Genomic DNA, 14592 nt, shown 5'->3' with positions numbered 1-14592 from the left:
CGTATTGTTTTGTACACAGCTATTTAGTGAACACAAATACGATAACAACAATGGTAATTACTGTTACACAGAGTACAAGTCTTTCCCATAAAGGTAGTGATGGTTTTCTTTTATTAACGTTTTTCGGCATTTTGTTTTCTTCGTATCTTTTATTTGAAGGATATATTGATGTACTTGTAATATAGTATATGAATTATAAGGAAAAATATACTGAAAATACAACAATTGTTTTATCAACGTTTTGCGAGGTGCGTAACAACGTACCTCGGTACTTTTAGATTTAGAGTGAAAATATGTTATATTCTCTTTGCGTAGATAACAAGCCTGAATACCAAGGCCACATAAAAGGTTTAGATGGAATACGGGGTATTGCGATTATACTTGTTATGGTGTTCCATTTTTTTGTGGAGTGGCCTTACTGGACACACGGTAATTTTTGGATAAATATTTTAGGATTTTCATTTCGCTTATGTGATGTCGGAGTGCAAACTTTTTTTGTACTAAGTGGTTATCTAATCAGTGGAATTTTACTTGATCAACGATCAAGTAACGGCTATTTCTTTAATTTTATCTCTCGGCGTACCTTGAGGATATTTCCTCTGTACTACTCTTATTTATTGATAATGCTTGTTTTTTTCCCGATGTTGATTGGCGAGGATTATACTAAACTATTTCGAAATTTTTCTAATGGAGATATGTTTTGGTTTTTTAGTTATAGTTCAAATGTTCTTTTTTTTATAAATGGGCACTATGATTATCCTTTATTTTTAGTCGTTACTTGGAGCTTAGCAGTAGAGGAACAGTTTTATTTATTTTGGCCTTTTGTTATTAAGTATTTTTCATTAAAAAACTTGTTTACTGTTGTGTATTTATTAATCACTTTTTCTTTGTTTTGCCGTGGGTATTTTGCGTTAACAACAGTAGATAAAGGTAGTGGCTGGACATTTTTAGTTATTTGTAATTTTGATATGTTGTGCATGGGTACTTTTATTGCTTTGTTGCTACGAGAAAGTAATTTTCGCAAGAAATTATGGAATAGGATTACTATATGTGGGTTGATTGCTTTACCTTTTTTTGTTGTGATTAGTTTTGTGTTCAAGCACGGTATTATGCGTGAGGTTTTTGCGCGATTTTGTTGGGGTTTGTTTTCAATGTCTCTTGTTACCCTTGTTATTAATAATCGCGTTAAGTGGTATGTTGGTATTGTGAGTTCTACTGTGCTAACTCTTTTCGGTAAATATTCTTATGGGTTGTATCTAATGCATACAATTGTCTTTGCTTTTATCGTTCCGTGGAATGATTCGCAAGGCATTTTTGATATTGTATTACTTTTTAGCGTGTATATTTTGGTCAGTATTTTGTTGTCTATGATAGTTTATCAAGTGATCGAAAAACCTTTTTTAAAACTTAAACGATTTTTTTCCTATTCTTAGAACCTGTTATTGAGGAGGATTTTTTATGAAACAAAGTATTATACTTTTTTTATTGTGTTCTATTTGTCTAGGACAAACAGATGACTGGTGTATGCAGCATCATGATTCTCAATCAACAGGTATTTCAAGGGAGACATTACCTGATTCTTTAAAAGAAAAGTGGGTTTTTGAAGTTGAAGATGGGGTAAAAGCGACAGCTGCTATTGTGAAAAGCAATGTTTATTTGAGCACTGTAAGTGGGAAAGTTATATGCGTTAATTTAATAGAGGGAAAAAAAATATGGGAATACACTACGGAAAGTACTTTTAGTGCATCTCCTTCTGTAATAAGTGAAGTAGTCTATGTTGGAGATGAAGATGGGGTAGTTCATGCTTTGGATGCTGGCTCTGGAAAAAAATTATGGGAATTTACTTGTGAGGATAAGGTAATTTCCGGTGTGAACTATTACAAAGATAAACTTATTTTTGGATCGTATGATCATCATCTTTATTGTTTATCAAAAAAAGATGGTAAGCTGTTGTGGAAACTAGAAACCGATGCTCCTGTACACGGAACTCCTTGTGTTGTTGATACAAATGCTGTTATTGCTGGTTGTGATGGACTTATTAGATTTATAAATATAGAAAGCGGAAAAGAACAAGGTAGTGTTGATGGAAAATCGTATTTTGCATCAGCACCCACTTTTGGTGGAGATAAAGTGGTTATCGGTTCGTTAAACGGCGATTACTATTGTATAGACTATTCTCAAATGAAAACTTTGTGGAGCATTGAAAAAAAGGCAGGAAAAGGTGAATGTTATGCTAGTGCTCTTATTGATGGTGACCGCGCTATTTTTGCTAGTAAAAAAAGACGGATTTTTGCTGTGGATATACAATCAGGAAAAGACATATGGCAATATAAAACGAAAAGCCGCATAGAAACATCACCAATTATTGTCGGTGACAAGATTGTGTTTGCAGAGTTTTCTGGACGATTACATTTTATCAATAAAAAAAGTGGTAAACATATATGGACTTTTGAAACGGGTTCGCGTATCTATGCTTCACCTGCTGTTAGCCAAGGATATTTGATAATTGGATGTGATGATGGAACTGTCTATGCCTTGAGTAAATAGTAAAGATCTAAAACTAACTGGTTAGAGGTTTTACTTTACATCTCTAACCAGTTAAACGCTCGATCGATTTATTTATCTTGATTTTGAGAGATATTTTCATCCTTTGCAGAGTCGTTGTTCTCTGTCGTTTTATGATCTTCATTTTGCACTTCTTGGTCTACTTGATCATTTTCTTGTGGTTCTTCAAGATCAGGAGTATATTCTTTGTCGTCTTCTCTGATGTCGTCGATAAGAGTTGACATTTCTTGTTGTTGCTCTAGACCTTCGTCGTGCTCTATTTTTATTATAGGAGCATATCTCAGTGATAGGCGTTCAGCTATTTGTCTTTGGATATAACCACGAGCATGTTGCAAACCGCGCAAGGCCGTTCGAACTTGAGATTTTGTCCCCAGTATTGACACGTACACTGTGCAATAACGTAAATCGGGTGAAAATTTTGCTCGTAAGATTGTAACGCGTTTAATTCTAGGGTCACTTAAACGATATAAGATAATTTTTGAGGCTAATTCTTTTACTCTTTTGTTTAGTCGATCTGTTTTTGGCATATTTAATATCCGCGATTTTAAAATAAGGGACGCGGTTGAGAATAATTTATTATTTTCAGCTGTTTCCCTAAGTATATATTTTCTAGAATTTGTTTTGGTAATTGTGTGAATTCATGGCTAGTGTACTATGAAAGTATAGAAATATCAAGAGGCATAAAAAGAAAAAGAAACAAGTTTTAAGGTGCGCACCGCTTATCACATAACTATTATTAAAATATGTTAAAATGATGACATAACAATTACATGTTGATGAAAAGATATTTGTTATAATAAAGGTGTGTAGATGAAATGTTTATCCTTGGTCCTTATTGATTTTGGAAACTGACAAAATGTTTGACAGTTAATTAATGCCAAGATAAACTTATGCTAATAGTTAAGTAGCAGAGGTATTTGTTCTGTTGTTTGTTCTTTTCTTTTTTAATTTTGCTGCTCTTAGCTGTACTGTTTCGTAGCGCTTACTAAAAAAGAAAACTCCTAAACATTTTAGATACTTTTGTTGAGCTACTTGTTTTTATGCTTGGCAAGTCTGTAGTAAGACAATGTTCATTATGAAGGGAAAAAGTATGACACGTATTTTATTGCTAATGATGGTTGCTGCAATGATAATCTCCTGTGCAACAACTGAGAGTCAATCAAATTTGGGAAATACCCAAGAAACAGAAACGCAAAAAGAAAGTAATATTACCGAAAATCCAATAGAAAGCAATAACTCAATAAACGACGCAAGTAGTGATACTGAAATACAAGATGCAGAGCCGCAAGAACTTGCGCCAGAAGCATCTTCGCTTGATACTGAAGCTACTAGTTTAAATGATAGTACTTGGGAAACGAACTCGGAAGCTAGTTCTTTTGAAGATAGCACTTTAAATATGGAAAGTAGTGTTCCTTCGGCAAGTCCTAGCGATGCTTTTTCTAGTTCAGAGCCGGCTATTATTGAAGAAATTGAAGATGGTGAAGATACGACTATTTCAAATGATGATACTAATAAATCTTCTGAAAACTCTTTCGAGGATTCAACTTCGGAAGATTCGTTTGAAGATGTTGACTCAGAAGATTCGTTTGAAGATGTTGACTCAGAAGATTCGCCATCAGAAGATTCGTTTGAAGATGTTGACTCAGAAGATTCGTTTGAAGATGTTGACTCAGAAGACTCGTTTGAAGATGTTGATTCAGAAGATTCGCCATCGGAAGATTCGTTCGAAGATGCAGAGGATTCATTTGAAGATGTTGATTCAGAAGATTCATTCGAAGATGCAGAGGATTCGTTTGAAGACGCCGACTCAGAAGATTCGTTTGAAGATGATTCAGGGATTGATGATTTAGAAGATAGTGATTGGTAAGATTATTGACAAAGTATTCTCGTAAAATATACTCAAGCTAAGTATCGTATAAAGAAGGGCGGTGTTGTGCCGCCCAACTTTTAAAGGTTGCAGGACTTGAGGTAGTGGTAAATTGATGCATTGTACAAGACCACAAACTTAATCTTCAACAGCCATCGTAAGTCTTTTATTGATGCGGCCTTTACTTTTGTATTTGATCAATTTTAAGCTTCCAACTTCCTTTGTATTAGCGACATGAGTGCCTCCATCTGCTTGAAGATCAAGCCCTACAATGTCTACCGTGCGAATTTCTGTTATTTCCTTAGGGACTAAGTTTGTCTTTGTGCGAATAAGGTCTGGTATTTTTAATGCTTCTTCACGTGGATGTATTTTGATAACGATTGGTCGTTGTTGACGAATTTCATCATTGATTTTGATTTCTATTTCGCTAACCATTTCGCGTTGCATACCTTCTAACTCAAAATCCATCCTTCCTTGACAAACTTGCATATTACCACCTGTAACTGCCGCGTTGTAGTCCCGCCATATCACACCACATAGAATGTGCATCGCCGTGTGCGTTCTCATGAGCTTATAACGCCTCTGCCAATCAATTTTCCCTTTGACTTCTTGTTGTTGAGGTTTGTCACCATCTATTACGTGAATTATTTTACCGTCGCGTTTTGCAATGGCATTGATCTCGTAAGTTTTACCATCTAAAGTTTCCAGGCTTCCATAGTCGCAAGGTTGCCCTCCTCCTCCGGGATAAAAAGTTGATTGATCGAGAACAACGCCTTCTTCTACAGTTTCGATAATAGTGGCAGTGAACTCTTTTAGGTAACTATCTGTTTGGTACAATAATTTTGTCATTAGGAAGTTCTTTCGTTGAAATTAGGAACTGTATGGATTTTAGGTTCGCAAGACGTGTAAGTTGTTTAGAGGTGTGGTGGAAATGGTATTTTCGTAATGTTTGTAAAAGATATGTAAGTAGTTTTATTTCCACTATGTGAAGTTGTTCACGCTCATGTAAAATGCTTGCATGAGCGTGAACAATGTAACTCAACTACCATATTTTTCCACCGTACCTCTTACATATTATCTATAGTATCGAGGAGGGCAGTGCTCTTCTTCCTCTTCTTCGCGAGGAGTAGTTCGCGGAGTTCTTTTTCTTGATTCTATTCTCGTTTTTAAACGACTATTTCTTCCTTCGAGGCTTTTAAGACGAATGGAAGTGGATACTTGGACATTTTTTATATTGCTTTTTAAGGTCCTGGTTTTGAGTTTTACAAATCCAAGGATTCTGTATTTGCCACTTTGAGCTTTTTTTTGTGTGTAAGTGCCTATGAGAGTTCTTTTACGAGGTAGTAATTTTACTCTTGTAGATAAATGAGACTTCTTTGTTCTAAACGTAGTGTTGTTTATTTTGATAAATGTTTTATATCTAAATGGCATTACTATGGAGTTACCGTTGTAAGCCCAAACTTTTATTGGAATGTTATCTTGAGCAAAGAATCTCCTTTGGCATTCGATCCAAATTTTTACTTTGTCTAAAGAAGGTGATTTCTGAGATTGAGGTTTTGAAGTTTGCGATTTATGGTTTTCTGCCAAACATAAACTGAGAAAAAGTAATATGAGAGTTATTTTTTTCATAGTTTTCCTCCAAAATGTATTTGTAAGGGAGAATGTGGTAAAAATCTTACATTCCTATATCTTATATATTATATTATAGTGTTTAATGAAAGAATTGACTAATCTTTTTTTATAAGTGATTTTTTAATTCGCAAAGTGACTTAACGGTTATTACTTCCGTGTTTATTTGTTGAGATCGATTGAGTAAAATAGCGTCAAATCCTACTTTATACGGTCCATGTACATCACAAGTTAGACTATCACCTACCATAAGAATTTCGCGCGGCGGTAGCGACCATTTTTGCTGAATAATTTTGTATATTTGAGGATTTGGTTTAGTAATACCCATTTCACAAGAAAAGATATAATCGTCAACGAAGTTGTTAAGTCCTAAATCAAAAAACGGCTGGCAATATGGCGTTGCAAGATTAGAAATTACAGCTATTTTGTACGACTTTAATTCGTGTAAAACTTGTTTAACCTCTGGATAAAGTTGTGCTGATCTCAGCTCTTTTTTTAAAGCAGTTTCATATTCTGAAAAGTCTTCGATTTTCATAGAAAGATGTACTGCTAACTCTGCAAAGTTATCATGTTGTTTTGTCATTGCTGTATATATTGTCTCGCGAGATAAAGTTTTTCGCTTTTGAAAAAAACGACGATAGCAATGACTTTTATATGTTGTGTGTATTAAAGTGTTATATAAATCGAAAATGATGCCAGAGTATTTCAAATTTTACTCCAGTAAGTTTATTTCTTGTTTTTGGTATTGGAAAAGCATTACCGAAATTGTCCAGATGTTATCTTTTTTTAGAATAACAGCATGTACAGTTCCTGAACCTTTGGGCCCCGAAATTGGTATAGCAAATTTTGCGTCTCCTGAAGATTTCTTGTCTTCTAACACTCCTGAAAGAAAAATTCCTTCATTGATAGGTTTACCTAGATGCTCAATAATCTTTTTGTCTTGGCGAATAAATTCGACAGCTTTTTTGTATGGAATAGAGGATTTCATTCCTACTTGTAATAAATAAACGATCGCAAATGTGCCAATAATTGAAATAACAAAACTAATGGCAACAAAACGATTGAAATGTGATTCTTTCATGAGAAAATCCTTTTTATTTCTGAAGTCGATGCGCTTTCGGATGAATTCTTTTATTTCTTTTTCAAAGCAAGGAGTATTTTACTGTCACTGAGGTTTTCAAATATAGTGCCACTAAAATTTGCTTCTTCCAGTTTCACTCCTTCGAGATTTGCACCGTGTAAATTTGCTCCACTTAAGTTGGCTTTTTTTAAGTTAACTCCACAAAGGTTTGCGTTTTCCAAGTTGGCATTTTTTAGATTGGCTCCTGCAAAGTTAGCATTTGTTAAGTTTGCGCTACTTAAGTTTGCGGATACGAGTTTACTGTTTTTTAGAGAGGCATCTTGTAAGTGAGCAGATTCAAGGTCAGCATGAGATAAAATTGCTTTGTTTAAGTTTGCAGAACTCAGATCGGCCTGTATTAAGTATGCGTGGCTCAAATCGCTTTTTACGAAGTCACCACCACTAAGGTCGATATTGTTAAGATGGATGTGCGCTAAATTTTTATGACGCAGATTGTTTTTCTTTGTGACGAATATATCTTGAATTAGTTGATACATTACTGCTGGAACTTTGTCTCTGGAAAGTTGAACTAAGCTAGGAATGGCATCATCAAAAATAGTGAGTAAGTTAGACTTTATGACTGTTGTTTTGAAATTGTTTTTCCATTTTTCAAGAGAAATATTTTCAGACAAATCGCGTAAATTTTTCATCGTTTCAAATTCTGCACTTTGCCGGCGAAAATTTTCACCTTGTAGTTTGATAAAATTCTGAAAGCGTCGTTTGCTTTGTGTTGACAAGAAATAAAAGAGAATTAACAATAAAAATAAAGCTACCCATGGGCCATAAGCATATGGATTTTTTAACGTTTTTACAATTTGATTGGTTAATTTGTCAAAATTTTTGACCGCCTCTTTTTTTAGGTCTTCGGAAACGACTCCGACATTGTGGCGTAAACTTTTATAATCTTCACTTGCATCTGAAGTAATGGCTTTTAAATTTTCAAGCGACGCATCAACAGTACCGCCAACAGATTCTAGTTTACTCATAACGCGCGAAAATTGCTCATCGTTACTCATATTTTGTACTTTGTCGAGAACTTGATTTGCTGTTATTATGGTTTTGTCAACTACTTGTGAAAGTTGCTCGGAGTTTTCTCCTACTTGTTTTAGTGGAGCCATCATTTTTTTTGAAGAAGTAATTACTGAATCTATTTCATCAAAGATCTTGGTAACTTTTTTGTTGGTGTTATCTGTTGCTTTTGTTAACGACTTTGTTAACTTGTCGATATTTTGTGCTGTTTCAGCCATGCCTTTTGTAGATGTAGCAATGTTTTGGGTTGATTGAGAAATACCTGAGGTTGTTTCGTGCAAAGCTATTGTCATTTTTTCCATATTTTTTGATGTACGCGTCATATGTTCATTAAAAGCTTTGTTGTCAATTTTCATTCCTGAAACAGCGTCTTTTAAGGAATTAGTTACATTTTCCATAGATTTCGTAGTATTTTTTGTTGTTTCTGCTACATCCTTCATTACGTCGACAAAGCCACAACCGCTAATAGTGATGCAAAAACACAGTACTAGATATCTCGCGAAAGAATTCATTGCGATTCGTCTCCATAAACATTCCACCACGTTCCATAAAGGCGTGCAATCGATTGGGCATCTAGCTTCTTGCCAATATACGTAGAAAAGTCATTGCATTTTTGCCCTTCTTGAAAAAAACCGATGTAATTGCCGATAGCTTTTTTTGTACTTGCAGTTATTGCCTGTATTTCTTCGGATGTTTTTCCTTTTGTGTGTAATGATAATGCTGAGTAAACTTTACCTTTTTTCGTTTTACGCGGTGCACTCAAATAACGATAGTTTTTCATTATGTAGTTACTCATTTGTTGCGCTTTATTTCGGTAACGTAAAGTTAAACCAACGCGCGGGCAATCTATAATATTTCGTTGTGGTAAACTCTCATGTTCTCTTATAAATAGAGGGCTCTTTGCATTCCATATATCGTAAGGAGTTACGAGATTGTCTAGTTCTCGAACATGACTTTTATTTGTTTTTGCTAGCATGTGATTAACACATAAACATGGTCCATCAATAACTTCGCCATTTTCATTTTCTATGCCGCGAATGATAATCCCACCAAAAACGTCTTTTTCTGCAAAGGTTATGTCAAGGCCTTTGAAAGTTCCTGAGCGATATGTGCCTCCTGAACGATGAAAATACCAAAGATGACAAGTTTTTTGCAGCGGGTCGCCATGTACGCAAGGGTCATTATGGTCGCTATCATTTTGATAATAAAATTCAACTTCAATGAAGCGGTAATTTTCACCATTTATTACCAAAGAAACTTTGTTAAGTAAACACTGAGCTATTTTTTCAAACCAATTAGAAATAGAGCAATTTTGTGGCCTTGCTGATAAAAGTGTGTGCAATTCCAATTTGTTTTCCTCGTTTTCGTGTATATGATTTTAGAATCTGTTAGAACTGTTTATTTTTTTGATAGTTCTTTACAAGTGGTGGTAAGGTTCGAAAATAAAAACTCATTCATGCTTAGAGCCTGTTGTTTTCAGACATCAAACATCGCGATGTTTGATGTTCACTATATTTTGATGTTAAACAATAGTCTTAATCATGAATGAATTATATTGGAGTTATTTTGTACGTTATTACAATAAACCTATACTTGTATAGAACTACTATTTTTTTAGTCTTTATCTTTCCGTAGAACCACTGTCTATGAGATTTCCAAAAAGTATAGCATTCATGAATATTTTATTTGTTCCCAGCCAAAAAGCGCGAAAATTTAGATTATCAGCTATGCAAATAACTTTACCATTTCCTTTGCCGTAAACAGCAATTGCGGGTGTGTTTTTGACGTGTTGTTGGTTTTCTTTAGACATATAGCCACTAATAAGTGGTTCTTCACTGTATTGAACAGGAACAGCATATGGGTTTTGGGTTTCTTTTAGAGCCATATTGCCACGGCGAAATAGCGCAATTAAATCATTATGATAGCCGTATAACAGTGGGTGAGTGAGATCTACTTTTCCTTGAAGAATAGCTCCACCAGTTATTTGCGCACCCTCATTTTTTACCCGCGTAGCGTATGGTAATCTCTGATTGCTAGGATTAGTCCCGTTTGCAACAAATGCGACGCTTGCAAGTTGGTTTGAAGCAACCCAGTTGATTGCGCGTTTAGAAGCAACTAGCGTTCCACCGCTTTGTAACCAAGACTGAACTTTTTTTACATTACTTTGATTTAGATTATAGCCACCGTCTACCATAACAAGAGTATTGTAGTCATTTAGATTTAAGCTTGAGAAATGTTCGACATCTACCATGACTAGTGGTATATCAAAGCGCGCATCTAAAAGGTGCCATACTTCGCCAGCGTCGTAAGCGTTTACGCCGCTACCGACAATCATAACCACTTTTGGAGGTTTAATAGAACGAAAATTGCCACTACCTAGATCCATTCCAATTGGAGTGAAACCTGTTTTGGCGCTATAAACCTGAACGTAATCTTCAGTGGCAATTTTTTGCATAAGAAGAGAAGTTTGTTTTTTATCTGATTGAATTCCCATTGGAACAAGAATTGTACCATAAGTGAAATCTCTTTGTTGTCCATTAACAATAGCAGAGAACTTTTTTGTCGCTACTTTTACCTTGATATTGTTTTGTAGTAAACGATTTAACGCGCGAGGAGCATAGTAGCTATCCCAAGTGAATAAATAAGCGTAAGCGTTTTTGTCAAAAGAAGAAGTTACTGTTGGGTGTTGGTAATTTTTACCTTGAAGATAAGTTAGCTGGGCTTTATTTTTTAGCTGAGCATAATTTAAGTGAAAAGCGAGAGGCATTGTCCAAGCCGAAACATCATAGAATATGTTATCAGCAAAAGATGTACGTTTTTCAAATATCGCTTTGATAAGAAGGTATTGGGGTTGATTAGCAGGGACAAGAAGAGAGTTATCTTCATTGTATTCCAAGCCATCAACGGTAATAGGCTTTGCTAAATGATAAACATTTATGTCATGTCTTTGTAGTAGTTGAGAAAATTGTAGTAGACGTTGCGGATCTTTATTGTCCCCTACAATATAAGCTTTCGTTTCATCTTTTTGAGCTAAGCTGCGGGAAGAAGCATAAAATTCGCGACGATATTCAAGTAATTCGCTGCGAAGTTCTTGGGCCGCTTCTAATGTAGAGAATACCGTTTGAACTTGGTTGCGTATGGTAAAAGGAAAAGAAAGAGGCCCATGTTCGCTTTCTTGTAAGTGTCCTCTTGAACTTGCTTGCTCAAATAGTATACCTATCGCTCCTTGTACATCTGGATATGTTGAGCCTTTACCATAATAGAAATCGTCAAAACGTTCCTCACTAAAATATAGAGAACCTATCTCATCGAGTTTTTTTGCATGAAATTTGGCGATCTTTTTCGTGAGAGGTTGGTTTTTGGAGTGAGTTAGTGGATGAGTGCGTTCTGGAACACCTGGTTGAAAAAAATACGTTGCATGGGTTCCCATTTCGTGATGGTCTGTCAATATGTTCGGTTGCCACTTTTGAAATATTCTTACTCGGCCTTGGCTTTCGGGGTGTTGAGTTAAAAGCCAGTCGCGATTTAGGTCAAACCAATAATGATTTGTTCTTCCACGTGGCCAAGCTTCAATATGTTCGCGGTTGATTGCTGCAGCAATAGCGTTTTTACTTTTATGTGAATTTACCCAACTTGCAAAACGATTAAAGCCATCAGGATTCATGCATGGATCTAGAAGAATAACAGTATTTTGTAGGAGTTTTTCTACTTCTTCACCTTGAGCAGCGGCTAAGAAATACGCAGCTACCAAGGATGCATTTGCTCCACTTGGTTCATTGCCGTGAATAGAGTGCCCAATGTAAACTACAGTAGGCATGGTACTGATATTAATATCAGTACTTACACTTCGCAATTTCTGATGTTTTTTTTGTATGTCCTCTATGTTTTTATGATTTTCAATACTTGTGATAGTAAGGACAATAAGTGGGCGTGCTTCGTAGCTTCTTGCGTATTCACTGAAACTAAAGCGCGGGGAGAGTTGTGCTATTTTTTTCATATAATTAATGAGTTGATCATGTCCTACATGCCACTCCCCTACTTCATAACCTAGAAATTTTTTAGGTGTGGGAATGTTCTCATCGTAACTATATTCTCCTTTTGGCAAATAATAATCTAATTTAACCTGTGCGCATATTGTTACGCATAAAACGCATATTAATAGAACTGTTTTCATTGTGAACTCCTAAATTCATCACAAGCTTGTTTTCCTATGGCGACTACTTTAGCAAAAATATTTTCTTGTGCTACCCATACTCCTCTTTTACCTTTGATATTGGTAATTAAAAATCTTGTTTTGTCTTTTTCTTTTTTTATGGTCCAAATAATATGGGTTTTAAATGATCCTTTACTTTTAAAATAAACAACATCGCCTTTTTGTAAAAATTGTGGACTTTCGATAGGGGCAAGAACAACTGGTTCGCGATGTTTAATTTTTGGAGCCATTGAATTTCCGCCTTCGCAGTTTACTACGTATTCACCACGTTGCAGTTTTTCTAAAAGAATTTTTGTTTTTGGATGCATCTTTTTTCCTATATCAATTGATCTACTATTTTGCGCAATTCTTCGGTGTTGCCCATGTGATAACATGGCCAGTGTATTTGTTGTGCGCTGAGGATATTTTCTTCCTTGTCGTCAATGAACAGTTGAGGACGTCCAAATTGACGTTCGAATTCTTGGTATATTTGTAAATTTGGCTTCATACATCCGACTTCAAAACTTAGAACAGCTTGATCAATCGCAGAGGAAAAAGAAAGCATATTCCTTATTTGTGTAAAATGAATTTGCGATGTATTTGACAAAAAGACAATTTTATTTTTAGTTGCAAGCAACTTTACTATTTCGCGTATTCCGTAAATTTCCTTGCCTATAATTGCTTGCCAAGCATTTATAATTTGTTGCTGACTTTTTTCGGGTAATACTTTTTGTATTTGGCTTGCAAATTCATTTGCTGATATTTTTCCTGTTTCCATGAGTATATTCTTTGCCCATATTTCTTTGCAAGCAAAAAAATCGTCAATGTGTGAAAATCCTAATAGCTGAGCGCAGTCATCATAGTTCAAGTTTATACATACGCGCCCAATGTCGAGTGCAATTACATTAGTCATTTGTAATTTCCTTTATTTTTTGAGCGATTTTTTTGGTGAGTGTTCCTTGATATGTTAGTGCTTTTTCCCAAAAAAGTATTGCTTGGTGGTGGTTATGATTTTTAAAATAGATATTTCCAATACTGTAGCTTGCTATTTGTTTTAAATGTTGTTTACAGTTACTTTTAATGAGTTGTAAATAAGATTGTAGTGCTTTTTCTGGGTTATTTACGCAGATCAATGTATCTCCTTTTGCAAGAAGTACATTTGCAAAATATTTGCCGTGCAAGTATTTTTGCAAATACATATCGTAATATACGAGAGCCTGTTTGCATTCTTTAAGTCTATGACTTAAAGAATATGATAGTTTCCACAGAATTTCTTCATTATATTTACTTTTGGGAAGTGTAGTAAGAAAATCTTTAGATTTTTTGACTACTTTATGAAATTGTTGTTGCTTATAGTGAATTTTTATAAAGTAATATAAGTGACTTGTGTTGTTTTTATCTAGCATTTTTAGAGCAGTTTCGCATTCGTTTTTATATATTAATAAATCTAGCAATTCGTAATAATCTGCACTTGAAAGAAGCTGTTTATTTTTTATTTTAAGAAGTAAAAACTCTTTACGCGATTTTTGACTGTAAATATGGTGAGGAAATTTATTATGTAATTCTTGTAAATATAAAAAAGGTGATTTATTAGAATTAGCTTGTAGGTGGAGGTATTCTGGAGAATTGGATGAAAAACTATCTATGATAAGTTTTAGGAGTTTGTGCTCTTTTAACTTTAAAAGATGCTCGCCCCATTTTTTTAGTATAATTCGCTTTTGTTGTTTACAACAGTAGTTTGTATTTAGGATTTTTTGCGTTTGTAAAAGAGGGCTTTGCTGTTGTGTTTTTATATAATTCCAGGGAGCCGCCCGAAGTGAATGTGTGTACTTGGTTTTTGTGTCAATGCCGATTTTTTGTGAAAAATAGGTCGCGCGAATATATAACTCTCTAAGACCAAATCCAAAAGACAAGCCGCAGATAATTATGAGCAAAGATAAGAAGCAGATCGTAGTTTTGCGAATGAATGTGTGTTCCTTTTACAAAGATAGAAAATATTTTGGCTTTAATAAGATAGGGCGCCCAACTTTGGCAGACTATTGTAAAAATTCATCTCATGTTCTGGTGTTGATGTAATGACAAACGTTATTTATTTTATATTTGTAATACGGGCGGCACAAGACCGCCCCTACACCGCGCTGCCATGAAGAAAATCTGTTCTAGCGCAATCTTGTTAGATTTGACTCAATT

14 protein-coding genes are annotated in these 14592 nt (G+C 34.9%); 3 read left to right on the top strand and 11 right to left on the bottom strand.

The annotated features are described in order from the left end of the window. Positions 1–293: 293 nt before the first annotated feature. Complete coding sequence (locus UABHE_RS26385) at positions 294–1433, top strand: acyltransferase family protein (RefSeq protein WP_372366304.1); 1140 nt, start codon at positions 294–296, stop codon at positions 1431–1433. A gap of 25 nt (positions 1434–1458) precedes the next feature. Further along, the gene (locus UABHE_RS26380; protein ID WP_372366303.1) at positions 1459–2547 is read left to right on the top strand and encodes a PQQ-binding-like beta-propeller repeat protein; all 1089 of its coding nucleotides are present in this window, start codon (positions 1459–1461) and stop codon (positions 2545–2547) included. A 68-nt stretch (positions 2548–2615) separates the two neighbouring features. Here the strand turns inward: UABHE_RS26380 and rbfA are convergent, their stop codons facing one another. Then, a complete protein-coding gene (rbfA, locus tag UABHE_RS26375; RefSeq protein ID WP_372366302.1) occupies positions 2616–3092 on the bottom strand; it encodes a 30S ribosome-binding factor RbfA in 477 nt (158 codons plus the stop codon). A 563-nt stretch (positions 3093–3655) separates the two neighbouring features. Here rbfA and UABHE_RS26370 point away from each other — a divergent pair. Then, positions 3656–4432: a hypothetical protein gene (locus UABHE_RS26370; protein WP_372366301.1), complete on the top strand. Its 777-nt coding sequence runs from the start codon at positions 3656–3658 to the stop codon at positions 4430–4432. 138 nt (positions 4433–4570) lie between these two features. Here UABHE_RS26370 and UABHE_RS26365 read toward each other — a convergent pair whose 3' ends face one another. The 10 genes from UABHE_RS26365 to UABHE_RS26320 all read right to left on the bottom strand — a co-directional run bounded on the left by UABHE_RS26365 (position 4571) and on the right by UABHE_RS26320 (position 14336). Continuing rightward, positions 4571–5281 (bottom strand): alanyl-tRNA editing protein, encoded by a 711-nt coding sequence (locus UABHE_RS26365; RefSeq protein ID WP_372366300.1) that lies wholly within the window; start codon positions 5279–5281, stop codon positions 4571–4573. A gap of 225 nt (positions 5282–5506) precedes the next feature. After that, on the bottom strand, positions 5507–6061 hold the full coding sequence (locus tag UABHE_RS26360) for a hypothetical protein (RefSeq protein ID WP_372366299.1): 555 nt from the start codon (positions 6059–6061) through the stop codon (positions 5507–5509). A gap of 109 nt (positions 6062–6170) precedes the next feature. Further along, positions 6171–6770, bottom strand: a complete 600-nt coding sequence (locus tag UABHE_RS26355; RefSeq protein WP_372366298.1) for an HAD family hydrolase — start codon at positions 6768–6770, stop codon at positions 6171–6173. 3 nt (positions 6771–6773) lie between these two features. Beyond that, on the bottom strand, positions 6774–7142 hold the full coding sequence (locus tag UABHE_RS26350) for a cytochrome c oxidase assembly factor Coa1 family protein (RefSeq protein WP_372366297.1): 369 nt from the start codon (positions 7140–7142) through the stop codon (positions 6774–6776). Between the two features lie 50 nt (positions 7143–7192). After that, positions 7193–8722, bottom strand: coding sequence for a pentapeptide repeat-containing protein (locus tag UABHE_RS26345; protein WP_372366296.1), 1530 nt, complete (start codon positions 8720–8722; stop codon positions 7193–7195). Further along, positions 8719–9558, bottom strand: a complete 840-nt coding sequence (locus tag UABHE_RS26340; RefSeq protein ID WP_372366295.1) for a hypothetical protein — start codon at positions 9556–9558, stop codon at positions 8719–8721. Before UABHE_RS26340 ends, UABHE_RS26345 begins: the two co-directional genes overlap by 4 nt. A 273-nt stretch (positions 9559–9831) precedes the next feature. Then, the gene (locus tag UABHE_RS26335) at positions 9832–12384 is read right to left on the bottom strand and encodes a M14 family zinc carboxypeptidase (RefSeq protein WP_372366294.1); all 2553 of its coding nucleotides are present in this window, start codon (positions 12382–12384) and stop codon (positions 9832–9834) included. Further along, positions 12381–12731, bottom strand: a complete 351-nt coding sequence (locus UABHE_RS26330; protein ID WP_372366293.1) for a hypothetical protein — start codon at positions 12729–12731, stop codon at positions 12381–12383. Before UABHE_RS26330 ends, UABHE_RS26335 begins: the two co-directional genes overlap by 4 nt. 8 nt (positions 12732–12739) lie before the next feature. Continuing rightward, positions 12740–13315: a hypothetical protein gene (locus UABHE_RS26325; RefSeq protein ID WP_372366292.1), complete on the bottom strand. Its 576-nt coding sequence runs from the start codon at positions 13313–13315 to the stop codon at positions 12740–12742. Further along, positions 13308–14336 (bottom strand): tol-pal system YbgF family protein, encoded by a 1029-nt coding sequence (locus tag UABHE_RS26320; protein ID WP_372366291.1) that lies wholly within the window; start codon positions 14334–14336, stop codon positions 13308–13310. Before UABHE_RS26320 ends, UABHE_RS26325 begins: the two co-directional genes overlap by 8 nt. Between the last annotated feature and the right edge of the window lie 256 nt (positions 14337–14592).

The sequence above is a fragment of the Candidatus Uabimicrobium helgolandensis genome (assembly GCF_041508025.1).
Lineage (GTDB): Bacteria > Planctomycetota > Uabimicrobiia > Uabimicrobiales > Uabimicrobiaceae > Uabimicrobium > Uabimicrobium helgolandensis.
Note: the sequence above shows the minus strand (reverse complement) of the source record. Positions and strands in the feature narration are given on the sequence as shown.